This window comes from Streptomyces sp. NPDC087215 (assembly GCF_044744885.1).
Lineage (GTDB): Bacteria > Actinomycetota > Actinomycetes > Streptomycetales > Streptomycetaceae > Streptomyces.
This window is the reverse complement of record NZ_JBIUZD010000026.1, coordinates 19,547-41,269: the sequence shown is the minus strand read 5'-3', so window position 1 is coordinate 41,269 and position 21,723 is coordinate 19,547. Positions and strand designations below refer to the sequence as shown.

Below are 21,723 nucleotides of genomic sequence, written 5' to 3'. Positions count from 1 at the left end.
GGGCGGACGCGGTCAGCGCACCAGGATGTCCAGGAGCCGCTCCACCTCGGCCTCGGGGTCGGCCGTCAGACCGGTGTGCACGGGGCCCGGCTGGACGACCGTGGAGCGCGGCGCGATCAGCCAGCGGAAGCGCCGTCCGGCGTCGTCCCCGGCCGCCTGGCCCGCGTCGTCGCCGCCGAGACAGACCCCTTCGACGGCCCGCAGCGCGGCCAGGACACCGGTGACGTCGGCCGTCGGGTCCAGGACCGCGAGCTTCGCCTCGTCCAGGTGCGTACGGGCGGCCACGAAGGACCGGGCACGGCAGTAGACGACCACTCCCGCGTTGAAGCACTCGCCGCGCTCGACCCGCGGCACCACGCGCAGCAGCGCGTACTCGAAGACATCGCGGTCGGTCACGGGGTGCTGTCCTTCTCGGTGGAGTGCGGCCGGGGCGCGAGACGCTCGGCGAGCCAGCCCGGCGGACGCTGGGGCCGGTTCTCCCCGCGCGGGCCGAGGGTGATCCGCTCGTGGATGCTCGCGGCGCGCGGCAGGAGCGCCTCCACGTACGCGGCGCGCAGTTCGTCGGTGCTCGTGAAGCCGGGCTCGTCGACGAGCCACTCGTCGGGCACGTCGGCGGCGACCTCGTCCAGCAGCGCGCGCGTGACCAGCGGCGCCAGCTCGGCGGCGGCGGTGGCGATGTCCGGTGCGAACGGAGCGAGCACGTGGTCGGAGGCGTCGTACGGCTTGGCGGCCGACACCTGGGCGCCGGGCCAGTTGTGGTGCCAGATCATGGTGGCGCCGTGGTCGATCAGCCACGGGTCGCCGTGCCAGACGAGCATGTTCGGGTTGCGCCAGGACCGGTCGACGTTGTTGACGACCGCGTCGAACCAGACGACCCTGCCCGCCTCCGCCGGGCCCACCTCGTACGCCAGCGGGTCGAAGCCCAGCGAGCCGGGCAGGAAGTCCATCCCCAGGTTGAGCCCGCCGCTCGCCTTGAGCAGCTCCTGCACCTCCTGGTCTGGCTCGGAGAGTCCGATGACCGGGTCGAGCTGGAGGGTGACCAGCCGGGGCACCCGCAGTCCGAGCTTCCGGGCGAGCTGCCCGCAGATCACCTCGGCGACGAGGGTCTTGCGGCCCTGCCCGGCGCCGGTGAACTTCATGACGTACGTACCGAGGTCGTCGGCCTCGACGATCCCGGGGAGCGAGCCGCCCTCACGCAAGGGGGTGACATAGCGGGTCGCCGTGACTTCATTCAGCATCTTCCGAGGTCATCCAAGTCTCTAGCCTTGCGATCCATGATCGTCTCCAAGTGTGCGTGCGCCGCGGGATCGGCCACGATCAGCCCGGGGAGAATCTGGGGAGTTTCCACCGGCGCGTCGCTCCTTCCGGTTCCCCAGGATTCCGTCGATGACGGTGCGGCCCTTCGCCCCGGCTTCCGGCATGAGGTGAGCGTAGTAGCTCAGCGTGACAGTCGGCGAGGAGTGTCCGAGCCATCGTGCCAGGGTCACCACGGATTCCTCCGCCTCCAGCATGACCGATGCGTAGGTGTGCCGGAGTACAGGGAAGCCATCCCCTGGCGCCGCCTCCCGCTCCCACGCCTTCGCCCCTTCAGGACGCGGCGGGACGACACCGGCTCGGGCCGGCGCAGGCTTCCACGTGTAGGTGTTCCATGTGTTCACGGCGACGGCATTGCCGAACCGCGTGGTGAGCAGGGGCGCGAACTCCCGGCGCGGTCTGTGGGGTCCCGGGGCTTCCCCACGGCAGTTCCACCTCGACGGGCGGAAACATGTCGACGTGCTGTTTCACCTCCTCCGTGACCGAGGGCGGCATGTCGACGATGTGCGGCTCGTGCCCTTGGGGAGGGCGAAGTAGAGCTTCCCGTTGATCGACCGCACTTGGCGACGGACGTGGAGCACGCCCTTCTCGTCGTCGATGTCCGCGTGGCTGAGCCCGAAGACCTCGCCTTGCCGAAGCCCGCAGCCCGCAGCCCGCAGCCCGCAGCCCGCAGCCCACCCAGCCTGAGCACGACGGCAGGGACCGCCGAGCTTCCGTATGGGCCCACGGGGCCGTGCCCCCCCGCTCGAACAGAAGATGCGCACCATCGACATCGCCAGCGCCATCGACTACGAACTCATCCGCCGCCTCGACCCCCACGTCTCCGCCTCCACCAGCTCCCAGGCCCGGCTCGCCGACATCGTCCGCACCGCACTCGCCGAGCACCTTCCCCAGCTCCTCCCGCGCGCACTGGAGATCATCCAGCTCCTCGCCGAGCACTACGACGTCACCGAGTGGCCACCGGACCGGCAGCGATGTGCCCCCGTGCCCGGTGTACGGCCGCCCGCCGTACACCGGGCACCGCCCCGGCCAGGAAAACACCAGCCGGAGACCGTTCCCACACCCGCGCACCCCCGGCCGGGAGGCCGACGGTGCCCGTCCGGGTAGGGGCAGCCGACCGCTCCCTCAGGTCGCGGCGATGAACGTCCAGCCGGTTTCGAAGGTCTCCCAGCGGCCGATGGTGATCGGGGTGCCGGCGGTGGCGGGTATCGAGTCGACGGGGCCGCCGCCGACCCCTTCAGGGCCCCGGATGCGCAGCCGGGTGCCGGTGGAACCAGTGGGGTGCGGCCGGGCGGGCTTGGCCGGTTCGAAGGAACTGCCGGTGAAGCCGGGATAGGCCATGGCCCATGTCTGATGACTGCCCTCCGGCCCGGCCGGCGCGGCGGGCTGCTGGGCAATGGTGTCGTCCGGCTGGAGGGCGAGGGTCAGACCGCTGTGGACGTTGACGATCCGGAAGAACGTGTACACGCCGCTTTCGTGGTCGAGCTCGAAACGCCACCGCTGGTTCGCGCCGCCGTTGCGGGTGTAGAGGATGGGCACCGTGCCGGGCGTGGTGGAGAAGCGGGGCATGTCCCACACCAGACCCGGCTGGGACGCCAACCCGATGTACAACTCGCCGTCCGGGGCCTCGAACGTCGCCTCACGGTCCTTGAACCGGGCCATATGACCTCCCACTCGTACGGTCCCGCAATCCAGCGCGGAACAGCCACCCGCCCCGCGGTTCCGGGACGGAGAACGTGCGCCGCACACGGTAGAGACCCCGTCCCGGTACTGCCCAGAGCGCCGTTCAGGCCACTCCCGCCCCACACACAGAACGAATCAGGCGCGCCGTGGCATTCAACCGTCGCCGGACCGGTCTTCACGACCGCCGGGTCGACGCTGCGCGCGACGGTGGTGGTGAAGGTCTTCGTGGTGACGTCGACCTTGCGGAGTTGGTTGTCGTACCCGCTCGCCGCGTACAGGGCGCCCGCCGGGTCGAACGCGCCCGAGAAGTAGAAGGGCTGGGGGCTCGGGGCGGGCAGGCCGAGGGCGCCCCGATCCGTCACCGTCCCCGCGTTGGCGATCCGCAGCAGGTCCCAGCCCGGACCCGCGGTCTCGATCGCGTACATGAACCGGTCGGGCGGATTCACGCTCGTCGCGTTGTACAGCGTCGTGGCCGAACCGACGGGCGCGAACGTGATCTCTCCGGGGCCCGAGGTCCCGTCGTACGACTGACTGGCGTCCGCGCCGGACGACAGCAGGATGTCCCCCGCGCAGCCGAACGGGGTCGGGGCCTTCACCTTGGCGGCGTGAGGAGTGATCACCTTGGCCGTCCGGGGCGCGGCGGCCCCCGCGGGGTGCGCGCGTCCGGGGCGCGGCGGCCCCCGCGGGGTGCGCGCCCACCCCCGCCGCCACCGTGAGTGCTCCCAGAGCCGAACAAGCCCACGAGCGGGCCAGAAGTCTTCACATGCCGATGCGCCTTTCTGCCGAACCAGGGGAGCGCCGGGCAGGCCGGTACGGGAAGGGACACCATCCGCCTGTCCGCTCGATCAGGTGTCCGGCTCGGTCGACTCTCTGTCATGTACAAGACTGGGTGGTCCCACTCAGACCGAACGGCTGGATGGCCCTTCCGATCGGTCCTCTCACGCCACTCGTGCAGTCCAGCCACGGGTCGCACGGATGAAAGGCAGAGCAGGATGTGACGTACGTACCGAGGTCGTCGGCCTCGACGATCCCGGGGAGCGAGCCGCCCTCACGCAAGGGGGGGGTGACATAGCGGGTCGCTGTCGTTCCTCTCAGCATTCCGTCAGGCCATACGGCTCGGCTCCCGGGCAATCCATGGACGGGAGGAGGTCACGGGGGCGTGGCACCGCCGCTCGGCCCTTCGCGCGCGCCGATCCGACCGAAGCATATAAAGAGGATCAAATGACAAAGAAACGGGTAAAAACACCATGGAGGATGGAATGTCCATCTGAGATGCCCGCGTGGAGCCGGGGCGGCCTGGAGGGCGCGTCATGAGTCCGTGGCTGGTGTGGCTGGCGGCCGCCGGAGTGCTGGCGGTGGCGGAGATCTTCACCCTCACCGCCGCGCTCGGGATGCTCGCCGTGGCCGCGCTCGTCACTGCGGGATGCGCGGCGCTCGGCGCCCCCGTACTCGTCCAGCTCGTGGTGTTCGCCGTCGTCGCCACCGTGTGCGTGCTGTTCGTACGGCCCGTGGCGATGCGCCATCTGTCCCAGCCCCAGGCGGAGCGGTTCGGCATCGACGCGCTGGTCGGCAAGCCCGCGTACGTCCTGTCCGAGGTGACGGCCACGGGAGGCAGGGTCCGGATCGGCGGTGAGGAGTGGACCGCCCGGTCCTACGACGAGACGCTGGTGATCCCTCCCGGGCGGACCGTCGACGTCATGGAGATCAACGGGGCCACCGCCCTGGTCTATCCCCGGGAGTGAATGATGCATGACACGGCACTGCTCGTGGTCGGTGTGATAGTCGCGCTCATCGTCGTCTTCACCGTGATGCGGGCGGTACGCATCGTCCCCCAGGCGCGCGCCCGCAACGTCGAGCGTCTCGGCCGCTACCGCCGCACCCTGAAACCAGGACTCAACCTCGTCATCCCGTACGTCGACCGGGTCTATCCGGTGATGGACCTGCGGGAACAGGTCGTCTCGTTCAAGCCGCAGCCGGTCATCACGGAGGACAACCTCGTCGTGGAGATCGACACCGTCCTGTACTTCCAGGTCACGGACCCGCGCGCCGCCGCCTACGAGATCGCTGACTTCCTCCAGGGCGTCGAACAGCTCACCGTCACCACCCTGCGCAACGTCGTGGGCTCCATGGACCTGGAGAAGACCCTCACCTCGCGCGACACCATCAACAACCAGCTCCGCGGTGTGCTCGACGAGGCCACGGGCAAGTGGGGACTGCGGGTCAACCGGGTGGAGATCAAGGCCATCGACCCTCCGCAGTCCATCAAGGACGCCATGGAGAAGCAGATGCGCGCCGAGCGCGACAAGAGGGCCGCGATCCTCGGGGCCGAGGGGCAGCGCCAGTCCCAGATCCTCACCGCCGAGGGCGACAAGCAGTCCGCCGTCCTCCGGGCGGAGGGCAACCGGACCGCCGCGATCCTCAAGGCCGAGGGCCAGTCCCGGGCCATCGACGAGGTGTTCCAGGCCGTGCACCGCAACGACCCCGACCCCAAGCTGCTCGCCTACCAGTACATGCAGATGCTGCCCCAGATCGCCCAGGGGGCGGGCAGCACCTTCTGGGTGATCCCGGGCGAGTTCACCTCCGCGCTCGAAGGGGTGTCCCGCGCGTTCAGCCAGGTACTGCCGCAGTCTCCGGCCACCCGGGAGGCACCCTCGGAGGGCAAGGCGGCGGCCCAGGCCGCCGATGACGCGGCGCAGGCGGCGGAGGCGGCGGCCAAGGCCCTCGCCGACGCGGCGGAGGCGGACGCCGGTGTCCTCCCCTTCTCCGAAGGCCGCCGCACGCCTCCGGACCCGGACCCGGATCTGCCGGGCGCGTAGCCACACCACCGGAGGGACGGGGAGCCCGCGGCCGGGCGGAAACCCGTCGGCGGCGGACGCCCCGGAGCGTGCCCCTCCTGCCCCCGGATGGTCCGGTGCCACGGTCACCGATGAGTTCCCCGGCCCGCCACGGTCCTTCCTGCCGTGGGGGGCCGAAGCGCGGTCGCCCGAGCGACCGCAGAACGAGGAGCAGCATGATCATCATCGCCGGGGAGCTGCGGGTGGACCCCGCGGACCGCGCCGCGTATCTGGACGGGTGCGCGGAGGTGGTCCGGCAGGCCCGCGCCGCCGCGGGGTGCCTCGACTTCGCTCTGTCGGCCGATCCGGTCGATCCGGACCGGATCAACGTGTACGAGCGCTGGGAGACGGACGAGGACCTCGTCCGCTTCCGGGACACGGGCCCGGAACCCGGGCAGACGGCCCGGATCCGCGACGCCGAGGTGCGCAAGTACCGGATCTCCGGCGTCGAGAACCCGTAGGGGCCGACCCTCCGGACGAAGCGCGGGCCCGCGCCCGCGCCGTCACCGAGGTACGGCCGCCGGGAAGCGCGGCAGCCGAAGGGGTGCGGTGCGATGCGGCTGGAGACGTCGCGGTGCCGTGCTGCTGGTGAGGGGCCCGTCGGCCCTCCGGGCCGGGAACACACCTCCGGGGCGCACCCGGCGGGGTGCCCCGGGCACCCCCTAGGGTGTCCGGGTGCCTTCTCGAACCCTTCTCACCGGTGCTTCCCTCGCCGACGCGGTCCTGCTGTCCCACACGGAGGGGGGCCGGGCCTGGCCGGTGCTGGTGTGGGCTCCCGGGCCCGGCGTCCGCATGGTGTCGAGCGCGGTCCTCGGTGGTGGCATCGGTCCGCGCGCCTGGGTCCTCAACGCGCAGGTCCCGCCCGGCTACGGGCGGCTCGACCCCGTGGCCCACCTCCGTGAACTGGCCGCCGGGGCGGGGCTCGAAGGCCCGGGGGTGGGGCTGATGACGGCCGCACCGGTCTCCGACCTCCGCCATGCCGAGGACGGCGGGGTACGGGCCGTGGTCACGGCCGGGATCGGGGTACGGGGATGGGCGGCGGCCCCGGGGGCCGGTGGGGTCGCCGTGCCCCGGCCGGGGACGATCAACATCATCGTGTCGCTGCCCGTCCCCCTCACCGACGCGGCCCTCGTCAACGCGGTCGCCACCGCGACCGAGGCCAAGGTGCAGGCCCTCGTCGAGCTGGGCGCGGGCGCCTCGGGCACCCCCACGGACGCGGTCTGTGTGGCCGCGCCCACCGCCCTCGACACCGCCCCCGACACCGCCCCCGACAACACCACCGGCACCGGGCCCGAACCCTTCGCCGGTCCCCGGTCCCTGTGGGGCGCCCGGCTGGCCCGCGCGGTGCACGCGGCGACCCGGGCGGCCTGCGCCGACGCCCTCGCGGTCCGGAGGTCCTGAGGCCCGGCGCCGGTTCAGCCGTGGGACAGCAGGGCCGCCGTGAGTTCGGCCGCGCGGCGGTGCCAGAGGTGGGCGCCGCGCAGCATCGCGTGGCCGCCCGTCGGCATCGGGATGCCCACCGCGTCCGCGCCCGCCGCGCGTGCCCTGCGGACGAAGTCCCAGGAGGCGCGGGCCGAGGTGACGCGGTCGGTCTCGTCGTGGAGCAGGTAGAGGCGACGGCCCCCGAGGTGGTCGACGGGTTCGCCGGTGGGACACCAGGGCGCGAGGGCGACGACGCCCCGGACGACCGGGTCACCGGCCGCGCGGAGTGCGGCGCGCCCGCCCATCGAGTGGCCGACGAGGACGACGGGGACGGGTCCGGCCTGTTCCCTGAGGCGTACGAGGGCGTCCTCGGCGTCCCGGGCGGGGTCCGCGTTCGGCCCGTTCCAGCCCCGGTGGCGGTAGCGGACCTCGGCGATGAGGACCTCCCGGCCCCGGACGGCGCGGGAGACGGCGGCGGCGAAGGGCCGCATACGCAGCGCCGGGAAGTTGAGGGCGGGCGGCGGCTCGGGCCCTTCGGCACGGCCTCCGTGCAGCAGCAGGACGGCGGCGGTGGGCACGGCGGGCGCGGTGCGGACGTGGAGCGTGCCGGGTTCGGCGGCCCGGCGGGTGCGGCACAGGGTCATCGGGCGTCCGTTCCGCTCCGGTCCGGCCGTGGTGGTCTGCGGGGACGGGTGCCGGTGAGGACCGCGGGTCCGGGCCGCTGCGCCATGGGAGCCTCCAGGAGTCGCTTGCCGTGTCCCCGGCCGGACGGTACGCCCGCGTCCCGGGGAGACGACCGTGAGGCCCGCAGTCTGCCAGGTCGGACCGGCCGGACGGTACGCACTCACCCGGACGAGCCGCCGGGGACGGCACCGGCGGTGCGCCGGGCGCGGGCGGCGACGGGCCGGACGGCCGTGCGGGGCGCACTCCGCTCCCGGGTGCGGGCCGCGCGCGAAGGCCGCTCCTCCCCGGTGCGGGCCGTACGCAGGGCCTCCTCCTCCCCGTACCGGCTCCCGCACGAAGCCCGGTGCGGGCCGCCCTCGAAGAGGCGCTCGTCCTCGTACCGCCCTCATTCCGACCGCTCTCCTCCTTCCTCCCTCACCATGTCAAGTAGCCGACGCGTCAAGGCAGTCCGCGAGGCGAACCTCCCGTCCCGTGAACGGGGCACAGGCCGCCGCCGTAGCCTCGGAGTCCGGCACACGGCGCATCGGGCGCGCCGGGGCACCGAGGGAAGAGGAGCGGCAGATGAGCGGAGTGGCACGCCGGACGGTGGTCGCGGCGGCGGGCGGTGCGGGGCTGGCGGCGGCGCTCACCGCGTGCGGAGGCGGCGGGAGCGGAAACAGCGGCACCGGCGGCAGCGACGGCACCGGCGAGGAGGGCGCGGCGGCGGAGGGCGGCACGCTCGCGCGGACCGGTGACATCCCGGTGGGCGGCGGCAAGGTCGTCGCCGACCGGGGTGTCGTCATCACCCAGCCGAAGGCGGGCGAGTTCAAGGCCTTCTCGTCCAAGTGCACCCACTCGGGCTGCGCGGTGAGCGCCGTCAAGGACGGGGTCATCGTCTGTCCCTGCCACCAGAGCCACTTCGACGTGTCGGACGGGAGCGTGAAGTCCGGTCCTGCCACCGCTTCCCTGCCGCCGACGCCGATCCAGGTGGTGGGCGACGCGATCAGCTTCGGCTGACGGCGGGCTCCGGGCCCTCAGCTGGTCCGGGGGGAGCGGCGGGGCTGCTTCCAGCGGGCGAGGATCTCGTCGGTCGTGGTGACGGTGGCGACGAGCGCGAGGGTGTGGCGGATCATCGCGGGGGTGTAGTCGGCGGGCACTCCCGCGACGGCGTCCCCGGGGACGACCACCGTGTGGCCGAGGTTCACCGCGTCGAAGACGGCGTTGGGCACGGCCACGTTGACGGAGACGCCCGTGACGATCAGGGTGCGGCAGCCGAGGTTGCGCAGGAGGGGGCCTACGTCGGTCCCGGCGAGCGGCGAGAGGCCGTGCAGCCGCCGGACGACGAGGTCCTCGTCGGCGACCTCGATCGGTTCGGCGATCCGGACGGCCGTACTGCCGCTGTGCTGCTGCACGGGCAGCCGGGTCGCGGCCCGGAACAGGCGCGCGTTGGTGTTCGCGCCCCGGCCGTCGGGGCGTCGTTCGGCGACGGCGTGGATCACCTGGACGTCGGCCTCGTGGGCGGCGGCGACGAGCCGGGCGACGTTCCGCAGGGCGCCGGACGTGCGGGCGACGGCGGCCAGTTCGGGCAGCGCGCTGTCCGGTCCGACGACGCCCTGCTGGCACTCCACGGTGAGCAGGACGACTCCGCCGTCCGGCCGTATCGCCTCCCCCAGCCGGTCCTCGGTCCGGTCTCCCCGCCCCCGCTCCGGACCCCGGTCCCGGCCCTCTTCCCGATCCCGGCCCCGGCCCTGTTCCCGTTGTTCCCGTTCCTGCTCCATGGGCTCTCCCCTTGCACGCGCGCGGATGGCCCTCCATGCTTTCTGACGTCTCGTCAGAAATCCAGAAGGGTGCGGACGATGAACGTCGCACAGCGCCGTGGACGCCGGATCATGATGACCCCGGCCGAGCTCGACTCCTTCCTCGCCGAACAGCGCACCTGCCGGGTGGCGACCGTGTCCGCCGACGGGCGCCCGCACGTCAGCGCGCTCTGGTTCGTCTGGGACGGCTCCTCGCTGTGGCTGTACTCCCTGACCCGCAGCCGCCGTTGGGCGGAGCTGCGCGCCGATCCGAGGGTCGCCGTGGTGGTGGACGACGGCGAGGAGTACGGGGAACTGCGCGGGGTGGAGCTCTCGGGCAGGGTCGAGCCCGTGGGCGAGGCCCCGCGCACGGGTGAGCCGTGCCCCGGACTCGACGCGGTGGAGTCCCTGTTCGCGGCCAAGAACTTCGGTATGGAGGCGATGCCGCACGACGGGCGGCACGCCTGGCTCCGGCTGACCCCCGAGGCCGTGGCCTCCTGGGACTTCCGCAAGCTCGCGGGGCCCTGAGGGCCCGAGGCGCGGCCGGGCTCAGCTCGCCAGCGGTTCCGCCGCCGTCCGCAGCGCGTCCACGACGGCCCGTACGGAGGGGCGGCGCCCCGCGTCACCGCGCCAGATGGCGTAGATGTGCCGCCGCACCTTCTGCCGTACGGGCACGAAGACCACGCCGTCCGGCAGGGTGCGGCCGAGCCGGGGCGTGACGCACACGCCCAGCCCGGCGGCGACCAGCGCCAGTTGGGTGTGGTGCTCGCCCGCGAGGTGCCCGATGCGGGGTTCGATGCCCTGGGAACGCAGGGTGAACATCAGCCAGTCGTGACAGAACTCGCCCTGCGGCCAGGACACCCACTCCTCGTCGGCGAAGTCCACCAGGTCCACCGCGTCCCGGCCCGCCAGCGGATGCCCGGCGGGCAGGGCGACGTCGGCGGAGTCGTCGAGGAGGTGGGCGCGCTCCAGACCGCCGGGGACGGGGGCCCGTTTGTTGCTCCAGTCGAGGACGAGCGCCAGGTCCGCGTCACCCCGCAGCACGGCCCGCACACCGTGCTCGGGCTCCAGCTCCGTCGTACGGACGCGCAGCTCGGGGTGGTCGGCCCGCAGGGCGGCGAGCGCGGCGGGGAAGAGGCCCCGGGCCGCCGTCGGGAAGGCCGCCGCGCGGACCTCGCCCACCACCCGGCCGCGCTGCGCCTCGATGTCGGCCTGGGCCAGCTGGACCTGGGAGAGGATGCGGGCGGCGTGCTCGGCGAGCAGCAGGCCCGCGTCGGTGAGCCGGACACCCCGCCCGTTCTTGGCGAGCAGCCGCTGCCCCACCTCCCGCTCCAGTTTGGACAGTTGCTGGGAGACGGCCGAGGTGGTGACGTGCAGCCCTTCGGCCGCGCCGCTGACCGAGCCGTGCCGGGCGAGGGCGTCCAGGGTGCGCAGGCGCTCCAGGTTCAACATGTAAGCAATACTAAGGGAAGGGGTCGAGGAATTCTCGCTTGTCCTACGAGATCGGGGCCGTCACCCTGAGTGTCGTGAGCCCCGCAGCAGCCCCGCCCCTCCCGTCCCCCGCCCGCACCTCGCGCCTCCTCGACTGGCGCGTCCGCTTCGGCGTCCTGGCCCTCATCTGGGGCTTCAGCTTCGTCTTCATCAAGGTCGGCACGGAGGGCTTCGCGCCGTTCCAGGTCACTTTCGGACGGCTCCTGTTCGGTACGGCGGTGCTCGTCGTGGCGCTGGCGGTGAAGCGGGACCGGCTGCCGCGCGGCGCGCGGGTCTGGGGACATCTGACGGTCGCCGCGTTCCTCCTGAACGCACTGCCGTTCTCCCTGTTCTCGTACGCGGAGCTGACGATCCCCTCGACCCTGGCGGGCATCTGCAACGCGACGACACCGCTGTGGGGGATGCTCCTCTCCCTGGTGGCGCTCTCCGAGGACCGGCCCACCCGGGTCCGCGCGGCCGGACTCGGCATCGGCTTCGTCGGCGTGCTCACCGTCCTCGGCGCCTGGCAGGGCTTCTCGGGTCTGGACGTGACGGGCACGGCGCTGGCCCTGCTGGCCTCGTTCAGCTACGCGGTCGGCTGGATCTACGTCCGCAGGACGCTCGCGGGCTCCGGGGTCTCGAACCTCTCCCTCGCCACCTCTCAGGTCGGGATAGCGACGCTGCAACTGGCCGTGGTGACCCCGGTGTTCACCTCGATGCCGGAGTCCGTGGAGGCCCTTCCGCTGCTCGCCGTGATCGCACTGGGCGCGCTGGGCACCGGGTACGCGATGCTGCTCCAGTACGGAGTGGTCGAGGAGGTCGGCCCGACCACGGCCTCCATGGTCACGTACTTCATCCCGGTGATCGCCACGGCGGCGGGCGTGACCCTGCTGGACGAGGGGCTCAGCTGGAACACCCCGGTCGGCGCGGTGGTGGTCCTCGCGGGCGCGGCCCTCACCCAGACCCGCGCCTCCCGGCGCACCGAGCCCCCGGCTCCGGCTCCGGCTCCGGCTCCGGCTCAGCAGAGCGGACCGGCGGCCGACACGCCACGGAAGGCCGCCTCGGTCTGAGCCCCACCGCGGGCAGGCGCACCCCCTCGATCCGGCCCCCGTCAGGGGCGGATCGCACGATCAGGTCCCGGCCCGGCCGACACCACCGGCCGGGCCCGGCCCGCATCACCCGATGTGGACCCACCGGGCGCACGACCTCCGGGCCCGCCGCCCCGCTACCCGTAGCTCCGTGCCGCCACCGGCCCCGCCACCCGCGCCACCGCCTCCGCCAGGGCCTCCACGTCCGAGGCGGTGAGGCCGGAGACGGTGAGGCGGACGGCCGGTCCGGTGTCCGTCCGGAAGCGCGCGCCCGGGGCCACCGCCCATCCGGCGGCCAGGAGCCCGGCCACCGCGCCCGTCTCCTCGGCGACCGGCACCCACACGTTCATGCCCCCGCGCCCGTGCGCCTCGACACCGCGCCGGGCCAGCGCCCGCACGAGGCCGTCGCGGCGTTTCCCGTACGCGCGGGCGACGGCTTCGGGGTCCACCGCGCCCGTGGCCCACAGGTGCGCGACGGCCCCCTGGAGGAGACGACTGACCCAGCCGGGGCCGAGCCGCTGCCGCCCGAGCACCCGGTCGACGGTCTCGTGGTCCCCGGTGAAGGCGGCGATCCGCAGATCGGGCCCGTAGGCCTTGGCGACGGAGCGGACCAGGACCCAGTGGTCGGTGACCCCGGCGAGCGGATGGAGCGGCTCCGCGACGAAGCCGTGCCCGTGGTCGTCCTCGACGAGCAGCACGCCGGGGTGGGCCGCGAGCACCCGCCGCAGCTCCCGGGCCCGCGCCCCGGACACACAGGCGCCGGTCGGGTTCTGCGCCCGGCCGGTCACGATCACCGCCCGTGCCCCGTCCTTCCGTACCGCGCGCTCGACCTCCCCGGGGAGCGGCCCCTCGTCGTCGAGGGCGACCGGTACGGGCCGCAGGCCGAGCGCGGGCACCAGGTCGAGGAGGCTGCCCCAGCCCGGGTCCTCGACGGCGACCGCGTCACCGGGCCGCAGCCGGGCGGCGAGGACCCGTTCGACGGCGTCGAGGGAGCCGGAGGCGACGCCGACGGGCCCGTCGGGAACCCCGTCCGCGTCGAAGGCCGCGCGCGCGAGCCGTCCGAACTCCTCGTCGACGGGAACCTCTCCGTACATGCCGGGCCGTTCGGCGTACCTCCGGGCGACCTCCGCGAAGGCCGCGCCGAGCGGCGGCAGGAGGGCGGGGTCGGGGTTGCCGCCGCTCACGTCCCGGACCCCGGCGGGGACCTCGACCCGGAGGGAACCGCGCGCGGTGGTGGCGGGCCGTGGCCGTACGCGGCTGCCGCGCCGGCCGTCCGTCTCGATGACCCCGCGCTCGCGCAGGGTGCGGTAGGCGGCGGCGACGGTGTTGGGGTTCACCCCGAGCCTCTCGGCCAACTCCCGCATGGGCGGGAGGGACTGGCCCGGCTGCAGGGCTCCGCCGCCGACCCCGCGTTCCACGCTCGCGGCGATGTCCGATGCGCGGCGACCTTCGATCCGATATTCTCCTAGCACAAACAACAGTATGCACTAGTGCAATGGAGTTGGCCACATGACCGCCGCCGCCGACACGTACGCCCCGACCGACCGGACCGTGCCCACCCGTTCCCGCGAGCGCGCCTCGTACGACAAGGCGCTCGTCCACTCGATACTGGACGAGGCCTACGTCTGCCACCTCGGCTTCGTCCGGGACGGCGCGCCCGTCGTCCTGCCGACGCTCTACGCCCGTGTCGGCGACCGGCTCTATGTGCACGGCTCCACCGGATCGCGCCCGCTGCGTGCCGCGGGTGACGGGGTCGCCGCCCCCGGGCTGCCCGTCTGCCTCACCGTGACCCACGTCGACGGCCTCGTGCTCGCCCGCTCCGCCTTCCACCACTCGATCAACTACCGCTCGGTCGTGGTCCACGGCACCGCCCACCAGGTCACCGACCCCGAGGAGCTGCGCACCGTTCTCGACGCGCTCGTCGACCACGTCGTCCCCGGCCGCTCCGCCGACTCCCGGCCCGCGAACGCCAAGGAGCTGGCCGCCACCGCCGTGATCCGGATCGATCTGGACGAGGTGTCGGCCAAGGTCCGCTCCGGCGGCCCCAACGACGACGCCGAGGACCTCGGCCTGCCCCACTGGTCGGGCGTGGTCCCGGTGCACCGGGGCTACGGCCGGCCGGTCCCCTCGGACGACCTCGACCCGGCGGTGGCGCTGCCCGGCTATCTGGCCGCGTTCTGAGCCGTACGGAAGCGGCACCGTACGAAGCCGTACGAAGGCAGCACGGTACGAAGCAAGAAGCAGCACCGTACGAATAAGGGGGGCGGGCCCGCACCGGGTCCGCCCCCTCCGTTTCACGGCGCTACACCGCCAGCGCCTCCGCCTCCGCCCCCGACTCCCGCGCCTCCTCCGCCCGGCGCCGCGCCGCCGTACGCGTCTCGGCGAACGCCAGCCCCGTGACGGCGGTGAGCAGCAGCAGCGTGCCGAGCACGATCGCGCCGGTCAGCCGCTCGCCGAGCAGGGAAACGGCGATCACGGCCGCGCTCACCGGCTCCAGCAGCATGACCACGGAGACCGTGGCGGCCCGGACGACCGCCGCGCCCGCGAAGTAGAGCGCGTAGGCGAGCGCGGTCGGCACGGCGGCCACGTATCCGAGGAGGAGCAGCACGCTCAGCGGCGCGTCCGTGTGCGGGACGAGCCCCTCGGCGAGCGCGGCGGGCAGCAGTCCCACGGCTCCGACGGCGAAGGCCCAGGTGGTGGTGGCGAGGGCGTCCGTCCGGCCGCCGTCCCTGCCGAGCCACCGGGTGAGCAGGGTGATCACCGCGTATCCGGCCGCCGCGACGAGCGCGAGGACGACACCGAGCGGCCGCACCTCCGTCGCGCCGCCGCCCAGGACGAGGACGACGAGCCCGGCGAGCGCGCCGGTGACGGCGACGGCGCCGCCGCGCCCGAGGCGCTCGCCCATGGTGAGCCGGGCGCCGAGCGCGATGAGGACGGGGCCCGCGCCGAGGGTGACGACGGTGCCGACCGCGAGACCGGTGGACTGCACGGCGGCGAAGTAGGCGCTCTGGAAGACGGTGAGCCCGATCCCGGTGCCGAGGATGCGGGCGGTCCGCCGACCGCGCGTCTCCCCCGCCGTGCGGGCGCGCCGGGGCCGCAGCGCGAGCGCGCCGAGGAGCAGGACGAGGCCGCCGACGCAGCGCCAGAAGGAGAGGGCGAGGGGACCCATGTCGCTGACCCGGAAGATCAGGGAGGCGGCGGCGCCCGCCGTGCCCCAGGCGATTCCGGCGACGATCAGATAGAGCAGGCTCCGGCCGACGGGCAGAGCGGATTGCGAAGGGTTCGACACGTGACTTCTCCGTGGAGGACAGAGGGAAGGATGGTCGCCGGGCTCCGCGCGCGGGCAGCGACGAACCGCTCGGGGGCGGAAGCCGCCCGGCCGAGCCCGGTCCTCGTCGGAGAGGTGCCGCGCGCTAGATGGCGGGCGGCGGAAGGGCAGTCGCGTGCATGACCGGCACCCTAGGGGGCGTTCCGGCCCGCCGACAACCGCGTATCCGGTCCGCCCGGGGGACGGGCGCCCCCGGAACCGCCACCCGCGAGGCCGAAGCCCTCAGGACCGGCGTCCCCGGGGCCGAAGCCTTCGGGCCCGCTCCCCGCACGACCGGAGCTTTCGGTCCGTACGCCCATGACCGGCGCCTTCAGGTCGTACGCCCCCATGACCAGCGCCTTCGGGTGGTACGTCCCCGGGGCCGACGGCCTCAGGACCGGTCGCCCGCGGGCCCGGGTCCTTCCGTGCCGCCGTCCGCCGCACCGGCGTGCACCGGAGCGTCGTGGGCGGGGCCACCCGTGGCAGGGCCGCCGGTGACAGGTCCCTCCCCGCCATGCCCGCCGTCGGCCCGGCCCCTCCCGTCCCGGGTGGCCTCGCCCCGGCCGCCGTCTTCCGGGTCGCTACCGCCCGCCACCGCACCCGGCACCGACCCCGCCACGGGCTCCGCCGGGGGTGCCTTCGGGGTGGAGGACTGGGCGATGAAGGCTCCGACGAGGACCACGGCACCGCCGATGATCTGCGGCGCGTCGAGGTGCTCCCCGAGCAGCACCCAGGCGAGGACGGTCGCGATGACCGCTTCGAGGCAGGCCACGACCCCCGCGACCTGCGGGGAGAGACGGCGCACCGAGATGACGCCGGTGACGTACGCGAGCACGGTGGCGATCAGCACGATCCAGCCGAGCAGCAGCCACGCGGGCACCGCGTCGCCGCCCATGTCCACCCGGCCGCCGAGGAGGGCCCGGTCCATGCCCCACGGCCGGGCGATCACCGTGAGGACGAGGGCGCCGATGAGGAGCCCGTACGCGATGACGCCGAGCGGGTCGGCCTGTTCCGCCTCGCCGGAGCCCTGGTCGGAGAGGACGAAGTAACCGACCTGGCAGCAGGCGGCGGCGAGCGCCAGGAGCAGCCCCACGACGTCGAAGGAGAGCCCCGACCAGACCTGGACGACACAGGCGAGCCCGCCGACGGCCAGGACGACGCCGAAGGCGGCCGCGCGGGTGACGGGCCTGCGCTGGACGAAGCGGACCCAGCCGAGGACGAGCGCCGGGGCGAGGTACTCGATGAGCAGCGCGACCCCCACGGGGATGCGGGAGATCGAGGCGAAGTAGAAGGCCTGGACACCGGCGACGGCGAGCAGACCGAAGCCCATGAGGAGGGCGGGTTTGCGGCGGAGCAGGTCCCGGTGGCGCCAGGCCACCGGGAGCATGACGAGCGCGGCGCCCGCCACGCGCAGCCACACCACGTGGAGCGGGTCGAGCCCCGCCGTGATGAGCGGCTTGGCCGCCACTCCCGAACCACCGAATGCGAAGGCCGAGGCCAGGGCGAGTCCCAGGCCGGCGCTTCTCCCCTGAGACGCGTGCATCGGGCCATGATGACAGGACGCGGTCAGGCGCGTAACCCCCGTCACACCTGTTGGGACGGCTCCCCTTCCCCCGGCGGAAGCGGGGCTTCCTCCACGGTGGCCGATCCGGCGGCGAGCCGGGTGTTCAGGGCCGCCGTGTCGATCCCCGCCCGGCGCAGCACCTCGACGGCCCGGCACTCGGGATCGGCCGTGATCCCGGCGAGCACATCGGTCCCACGGGCCTGCGGGTCACCCCGTACGGCGGCCCGGCGGAAGGCCTCCGTGAGGGCGGCGGAGGCGGCGGGCGACCAGGCGGAGGCGGCCCGGGAGCCCCGGGCTCCGGACCCGCGCACGGCGGGCAGCGGGCGTCCGGCGGCGGAGCCCTCCACGGAGCGCTGCCAGCGCAGGCCGTATCCGATGGAGCGCTGGACGAGGTAGCCGAGGACCCGGGCGGCCCTGCCCCCGCCGAGCGCGGCACCGACCTCGGGGTCGGACTCGACGAGCGAGTGCAGGAGGTGTGCGGTGTCGATCTGCCGGTCGCCGTCCCGGAGCGCTCTGCGGCGCGCGCCCGACACGACCGTGGCCAGGGACGGCGTCAGGAAGGGCGCGAGCTCCGCGCGCGGGGCGGCGGGCTGTCCGAGCGGCTGGGGGAAAGGGACGGGACGGTGCACCCTCTCACCCCATCAGGTGGGGGCGGCCGGGGCATCGCCAGGGAGAAGCATGTCCGCATCCCACCGGAGTTGGGCACGTGCGCGCGGTTCCTCCTCCTTACGGATGAGATCGCGCGCGTTGCCCCCGAGGGGCGCGCGCCGCCTTGCCACGCGCCCCTTTCGCAACCGAGGAACCGTCTCCGGGCGTCCTCGGTTCGTGTTCTGGATGGTGGGTCTGCTCGCGCTCGACGGGCGGCAGTACGTCTATCGGGTGTACGCGCCCAGGGAGGCGCTGCCGGGCGATCTGTTCTGGGCGGCGTTCCACCGCCACGAGGAGGACGGGGCTCCGCGCGCCTCCGACAGCTTCGACGAGGCCGAACTCCGGTGGATCGGCCACGGGGCCGGTCCGGCCACCGCAGAACTGACAGTTCATCAGTATTGAATGTTCACGGTCACGCCGCTACGTTCCGCGACACCGGAACCCAGTTGGCACGCCTGAAGGGGTGGTCTCATGGCCGAAGTCAGCGCGGAGGCACGGATCGAGGCACCGGCCGGAAAGGTCTGGGCGCGACTCCTGGACTTCCCCTCGTACGGCGAGTGGAACGCCACCCACACCAGCTTCCCGGACGGCGGCCCGACGGCCCTGGAGACCGGCGCCACCTTCACCGAGAACATGAAGCTGATGGGCTTCCCCGCCGAAGTGCTCTGGACGGTGGAGGAACTGGAGGCGGAACGGGCCTTCGCCATCAAGGGCAAGGGCCCGATGGGAGTGATCGTCACCACCCGCTACTCGCTCGCGGCGGACGGCGGGGCGACCCTCCTGCGGATCGACGGGCAGTTCACCGGGGCCGCGGTCTCGCTGATGGCGGGCAAGCTGCGGGACTCGGCGACGGCGGCCCTGACCGAGTCGCTGCGGAAACTCTCGGACCTGGTGGGCTGAGCGGGGCACGGCACCCCGGACAGAGACACGAAGGACCCCGCGGCAGGATGCCGCGGGGCCCTTCGGCGTCATCGCTCCCGGCCGGGGCGGGCACCGCTCAGTGCTCGTCGGCGAGGATCAGGTACAGCTTCTTGCGGGCTTCGTTGATCACCCCGACCGCCTTCTGCCGCTGCTCGGGGCTGCCGGTCTTCCAGACCTGCCCGACGGCCTCCATCAGGCCGAAACCGGCCTGCCGGATCTCGTTCACGGCCTCCCAGTCGACCCCCCGACCGGCCTCCTCCCACGGCGCCTCGGGGCCTTCCTCGGCCTCGGTACGCCCGGAGTCGGTGAGCGTGAACAGCTTCTTGCCGCCCTCGCTCTCACTGACGATCAGCCCCTCGTCCTCCAGCATCTGGAGGGTCGGGTAGACGGAACCGGGACTGGGCTTCCACGCCCCGTCACTGCGCTCGCCGATCTCCCTGATCATCTCGTAGCCGTGCATCGGGCGGTCCTTCAGGAGCGCCAGGATCGAGGCGCGCACGTCACCGCGCCGCGCCCGCCCCCGGCCGCCGCCTCCACGACCACGCCCGCCGCCGAAGCCACCCCCGAAGGGGCCTCCGCCGAACCCGGGCCCGAAGGGCCCGAACGCGGCCCGCCGCCCTTCGAAGTCGCCCCGGGGCCCGGCACCGAAGCCCCCACGACCGGCACCGTGCCCGTGCCCGTTTCCACACTCGTGTCCTTGTGAACGCATGACAGCGCCCCTTTCCTGAGTATCCACACCACCGAACCATCGGTGATACCTCAACGATATATCGGAACTGTTCGACGAGCAAGCGAACGACTCCATACGGTCCGGGTCCCGCCGCGACGATCCCCCACGGCACGGATGCGGGACGGGACGACTCCGGCCCTCGCCCTCGCCCTCGCCCTCGCCCTCGCCCTCGCCCTCGCCCTCGCCGGAGTCGGCACCCGATGCTTCGACTTCCTGTCAAGCACCCCGGGGCGAAGTCAGCCTTTCCGGCGAACGCCTCGTACGCCGCCCGTGCGCGACGGAACGCGCGGTGATCATGGGGCACGAACCCTCCACCGAGCCGCGAAAGGCAGTCGCAGATGAGCACTCCCGAGGACGACGGCATCACCCCGGTCACCGCGAACCAGCTGGCGCGGGTCCGGAGTTCCGGACTCTGGGCCTCCGGCAAGGAGGTCTCGTCCGACGCCGCCGCCGTGGGCGAGGCACTGTTCGCCACGCTGTCGGGCTCCGTCGAGCGGCAGGTGCTGAGCACAGAGCTCCAGGAACTCGTCACCCAGGTCCAGCAGGTCGCCGTCATCGGATTCCCGAGGATCACCGCGAACGACGGGGTCAAGCTCTCCGCGCACACCATCAAGCTCAAGGGCGACGAGCCGCGCCCGGTCGTCATCGTCCCGGCCGGCTGGACCCCCTTCGGCTGGGTCCTGTTCGAGTACCTGTACCTGCGTCTCGCGCTGCGCGGCTACCACGTCCTCGCCTACACCCCGCGCGGCATCGGCCAGACCTTCCCGGTCCCGGGCGGCGGCTACGTCGACTCGCCGTTCACCTCCGGCGGGACGGTGGACGTGGCCGGGCCCTCCGACTGGGCCGACGGCTCCACCGTCATCGACTACGCGCAGCAGCACTTCGACCCCAGCCGCGTCGCGTTCCTCGGCGAGTCCTACGGATCGGGCATCAGCCAGCTCGTCGCCGCCCTCGACCCGGCGGGCCGGGTCGACGCGGTGGTGGCGCTCAGCACCTGGGGCGACCTGGCCGAGGCGCTGCTCGGCAACGACACCCGGCACCTGGCCGCCGTGGAGACCCTGGTGGCGTTCACCGGCGGCCCCGAGGACCGCAAGTTCGATCCGGCCACCCGGCAGCTCCTCGACGACTTCCGCGAAGGCCGGAACCTGGAGGACGTACGGGCCTGGGCCCTGGAGCGCTCACCCCGCTCGTACACCGAGGAGACCAACGGCCGGGGCGTCCCGACCTTCTACTCCAACACCTGGCACGAGACGCTGTTCCCGGTCAACGGCGCCCTGGCCACCTTCGAGGCACTGACCGTCCCCAAGCACCTGAACCTCTGGATCGGCGACCACGCCGCTCCGGAGGGCACCGGACTGACCGTCCCCGGCCCGAACGTCCCGGTCGATGAGGCCCTCGCCTGGCTCGACCACCACGTCCTCGGCGTCGAGGGCGAGGTGCCCGGCTGGGAGCCGGTGAAGAGCCAGGTGATGTTCGAGCCTGCCGTCCGCGAGACCAGCGCGAGCTGGGCCGATGTGACCAAGAAGACCGAGCGGCTGTACCTGGCCGGCGGGAACGGCGGTCAGGACGGGACGCTCGGCGCTTCCCCGGCCGCCGGGTGGAAGGCGTCGTTCACCACGGGCCGGCTCACCGAGGCGACGGCCGTGGACGATCTGCTGACCACCGGCCAGCAGGAGTGGAAGGGCAACCCGAAGACCTACGCCACCGGGAAGTTCGACCGCCGCTACCTCGCCACCTGGACCTCGGCCGCCGGAGCCCGCCGGGTGCGCGGCATCCCGCGCGTCCGGCTGACCCTCACCCCCGCCGCCGAGTCCGCCACGCTGGTGGCCTACCTCTTCGACCTCGCCCCCGACGGCACCGCCCGCATCATCACGCACGAACCCCACACCCTCACCGGGGCGGAGCCGGGCAAGGCCGTCGACGTGTCCTGGAACCTCCAGGCCGCCGCCTACGACATCGCCGCCGACCACAAGGTGCTGCTCGTGGTCAACGCCAAGGACAAGCTCTACTCGGACGCCAACCCCGACCTCGCCACCCTGAGCGTGGGCTCCACCACCGGCACCGAGGCCCACCTCGACCTGCCCCTCGGCTGACCACCGCGCACCCGCCCGCCCCGCGCCACCGCGCCGGGGCGGGCACTCCCGCACCGGATGGAGGAAGACATCCGGTTGCGAGAAGCCCGCCCCGACCCTGGGAGACGTCGGCGCGAGGAAGCCGTCCGGCACCAGCGAGACGTCCGGCACGAGAAGGCCCTCCGGCGCGAGCGGGACGGTATCGATCCAC

The 21,723-nt window shown here is 73.4% G+C and carries 23 protein-coding genes and 1 pseudogene; 12 read left to right on the top strand and 12 right to left on the bottom strand.

Going from position 1 to position 21,723, the window contains the following annotated elements; translation table 11 throughout:
- Positions 1-12: 12 nt before the first annotated feature.
- Both ACIO92_RS33395 and ACIO92_RS33390 read right to left on the bottom strand, forming a co-directional pair.
- Positions 13-396, bottom strand: coding sequence for a DUF3037 domain-containing protein (locus tag ACIO92_RS33395; protein ID WP_402058803.1), 384 nt, complete (start codon positions 394-396; stop codon positions 13-15).
- Complete coding sequence (locus ACIO92_RS33390) at positions 393-1,238, bottom strand: HipA family kinase (protein ID WP_366445591.1); 846 nt, start codon at positions 1,236-1,238, stop codon at positions 393-395. Before ACIO92_RS33390 ends, ACIO92_RS33395 begins: the two co-directional genes overlap by 4 nt.
- 832 nt (positions 1,239-2,070) lie before the next feature.
- Between ACIO92_RS33390 and ACIO92_RS33385 the strand changes: the two genes are divergently transcribed.
- Positions 2,071-2,421, top strand: coding sequence for a hypothetical protein (locus tag ACIO92_RS33385; protein ID WP_402284119.1), 351 nt, complete (start codon positions 2,071-2,073; stop codon positions 2,419-2,421).
- A gap of 18 nt (positions 2,422-2,439) precedes the next feature.
- Here ACIO92_RS33385 and ACIO92_RS33380 read toward each other — a convergent pair whose 3' ends face one another.
- Together ACIO92_RS33380 and ACIO92_RS33375 are read right to left on the bottom strand one after the other, a co-directional pair.
- Positions 2,440-2,976 carry an RICIN domain-containing protein gene (locus ACIO92_RS33380; RefSeq protein ID WP_366445592.1) on the bottom strand — a complete coding sequence of 179 codons (537 nt, stop codon included), beginning with the start codon at positions 2,974-2,976 and terminating at the stop codon, positions 2,440-2,442.
- Between the two features lie 272 nt (positions 2,977-3,248).
- Positions 3,249-3,593: pseudogene (locus ACIO92_RS33375) on the bottom strand (DUF6923 family protein); the annotation flags it as partial.
- A 714-nt stretch (positions 3,594-4,307) separates the two neighbouring features.
- Between ACIO92_RS33375 and ACIO92_RS33370 the strand changes: the two are divergent.
- The 4 genes from ACIO92_RS33370 (at position 4,308) to ACIO92_RS33355 (ending at position 7,232) form a co-directional block, all read left to right on the top strand.
- A complete protein-coding gene (locus ACIO92_RS33370; RefSeq protein ID WP_402058801.1) occupies positions 4,308-4,739 on the top strand; it encodes an NfeD family protein in 432 nt (143 codons plus the stop codon).
- Between the two features lie 3 nt (positions 4,740-4,742).
- A complete protein-coding gene (locus ACIO92_RS33365) occupies positions 4,743-5,813 on the top strand; it encodes an SPFH domain-containing protein (RefSeq protein ID WP_402284116.1) in 1,071 nt (356 codons plus the stop codon).
- A 194-nt stretch (positions 5,814-6,007) separates the two neighbouring features.
- Positions 6,008-6,292 carry an antibiotic biosynthesis monooxygenase family protein gene (locus ACIO92_RS33360; protein ID WP_366445597.1) on the top strand — a complete coding sequence of 95 codons (285 nt, stop codon included), beginning with the start codon at positions 6,008-6,010 and terminating at the stop codon, positions 6,290-6,292.
- A gap of 214 nt (positions 6,293-6,506) precedes the next feature.
- Positions 6,507-7,232, top strand: coding sequence for an adenosylcobinamide amidohydrolase (locus ACIO92_RS33355; protein ID WP_402284113.1), 726 nt, complete (start codon positions 6,507-6,509; stop codon positions 7,230-7,232).
- Positions 7,233-7,246: 14 nt separating this feature from the next.
- Here the strand turns inward: ACIO92_RS33355 and ACIO92_RS33350 are convergent, their stop codons facing one another.
- Positions 7,247-7,897: an alpha/beta fold hydrolase gene (locus ACIO92_RS33350; protein WP_402284110.1), complete on the bottom strand. Its 651-nt coding sequence runs from the start codon at positions 7,895-7,897 to the stop codon at positions 7,247-7,249.
- 601 nt (positions 7,898-8,498) lie between these two features.
- Between ACIO92_RS33350 and ACIO92_RS33345 the strand changes: the two genes are divergently transcribed.
- Positions 8,499-8,933 (top strand): Rieske (2Fe-2S) protein, encoded by a 435-nt coding sequence (locus ACIO92_RS33345; protein ID WP_366445601.1) that lies wholly within the window; start codon positions 8,499-8,501, stop codon positions 8,931-8,933.
- A 17-nt stretch (positions 8,934-8,950) separates the two neighbouring features.
- Here the strand turns inward: ACIO92_RS33345 and ACIO92_RS33340 are convergent, their stop codons facing one another.
- The gene (locus ACIO92_RS33340; RefSeq protein ID WP_402284107.1) at positions 8,951-9,694 is read right to left on the bottom strand and encodes a cysteine hydrolase; all 744 of its coding nucleotides are present in this window, start codon (positions 9,692-9,694) and stop codon (positions 8,951-8,953) included.
- Positions 9,695-9,772: 78 nt separating this feature from the next.
- Between ACIO92_RS33340 and ACIO92_RS33335 the strand changes: the two genes are divergently transcribed.
- The gene (locus ACIO92_RS33335) at positions 9,773-10,240 is read left to right on the top strand and encodes a pyridoxamine 5'-phosphate oxidase family protein (RefSeq protein WP_366445603.1); all 468 of its coding nucleotides are present in this window, start codon (positions 9,773-9,775) and stop codon (positions 10,238-10,240) included.
- Between the two features lie 21 nt (positions 10,241-10,261).
- Here ACIO92_RS33335 and ACIO92_RS33330 read toward each other — a convergent pair whose 3' ends face one another.
- Positions 10,262-11,164 (bottom strand): LysR substrate-binding domain-containing protein, encoded by a 903-nt coding sequence (locus ACIO92_RS33330; protein WP_366445604.1) that lies wholly within the window; start codon positions 11,162-11,164, stop codon positions 10,262-10,264.
- Positions 11,165-11,238: 74 nt separating this feature from the next.
- On the opposite strand from ACIO92_RS33330, the gene ACIO92_RS33325 reads away from it, so the two are divergent.
- Positions 11,239-12,252 (top strand): DMT family transporter, encoded by a 1,014-nt coding sequence (locus ACIO92_RS33325; protein ID WP_402284103.1) that lies wholly within the window; start codon positions 11,239-11,241, stop codon positions 12,250-12,252.
- Between the two features lie 155 nt (positions 12,253-12,407).
- Here the strand turns inward: ACIO92_RS33325 and ACIO92_RS33320 are convergent, their stop codons facing one another.
- Positions 12,408-13,742, bottom strand: coding sequence for an aminotransferase class I/II-fold pyridoxal phosphate-dependent enzyme (locus ACIO92_RS33320; RefSeq protein ID WP_402284101.1), 1,335 nt, complete (start codon positions 13,740-13,742; stop codon positions 12,408-12,410).
- Between the two features lie 37 nt (positions 13,743-13,779).
- Here ACIO92_RS33320 and ACIO92_RS33315 point away from each other — a divergent pair, with 37 nt between their 5' ends.
- Complete coding sequence (locus ACIO92_RS33315; protein ID WP_401242790.1) at positions 13,780-14,451, top strand: pyridoxamine 5'-phosphate oxidase family protein; 672 nt, start codon at positions 13,780-13,782, stop codon at positions 14,449-14,451.
- A gap of 121 nt (positions 14,452-14,572) precedes the next feature.
- Here the strand turns inward: ACIO92_RS33315 and ACIO92_RS33310 are convergent, their stop codons facing one another.
- The 3 genes from ACIO92_RS33310 to ACIO92_RS33300 form a co-directional block, all read right to left on the bottom strand.
- Positions 14,573-15,559: a DMT family transporter gene (locus tag ACIO92_RS33310; RefSeq protein ID WP_402284099.1), complete on the bottom strand. Its 987-nt coding sequence runs from the start codon at positions 15,557-15,559 to the stop codon at positions 14,573-14,575.
- A 409-nt stretch (positions 15,560-15,968) separates the two neighbouring features.
- Complete coding sequence (locus ACIO92_RS33305) at positions 15,969-17,120, bottom strand: EamA family transporter (protein WP_401242785.1); 1,152 nt, start codon at positions 17,118-17,120, stop codon at positions 15,969-15,971.
- 41 nt (positions 17,121-17,161) lie between these two features.
- A complete protein-coding gene (locus ACIO92_RS33300; RefSeq protein ID WP_401242783.1) occupies positions 17,162-17,770 on the bottom strand; it encodes a Clp protease N-terminal domain-containing protein in 609 nt (202 codons plus the stop codon).
- A gap of 196 nt (positions 17,771-17,966) precedes the next feature.
- Between ACIO92_RS33300 and ACIO92_RS33295 the strand changes: the two genes are divergently transcribed.
- Entirely contained in the window at positions 17,967-18,191 is a 225-nt protein-coding gene (locus ACIO92_RS33295; protein ID WP_366445611.1) for a hypothetical protein, read from the top strand.
- Positions 18,192-18,260: 69 nt separating this feature from the next.
- The gene (locus ACIO92_RS33290; RefSeq protein ID WP_401242779.1) at positions 18,261-18,689 is read left to right on the top strand and encodes an SRPBCC family protein; all 429 of its coding nucleotides are present in this window, start codon (positions 18,261-18,263) and stop codon (positions 18,687-18,689) included.
- Positions 18,690-18,786: 97 nt separating this feature from the next.
- Here ACIO92_RS33290 and ACIO92_RS33285 read toward each other — a convergent pair whose 3' ends face one another.
- Positions 18,787-19,419 carry a PadR family transcriptional regulator gene (locus ACIO92_RS33285; RefSeq protein ID WP_402058785.1) on the bottom strand — a complete coding sequence of 211 codons (633 nt, stop codon included), beginning with the start codon at positions 19,417-19,419 and terminating at the stop codon, positions 18,787-18,789.
- Between the two features lie 359 nt (positions 19,420-19,778).
- Between ACIO92_RS33285 and ACIO92_RS33280 the strand changes: the two genes are divergently transcribed.
- A complete protein-coding gene (locus tag ACIO92_RS33280) occupies positions 19,779-21,533 on the top strand; it encodes an alpha/beta fold hydrolase (RefSeq protein ID WP_366445615.1) in 1,755 nt (584 codons plus the stop codon).
- Positions 21,534-21,723: the final 190 nt, after the last annotated feature.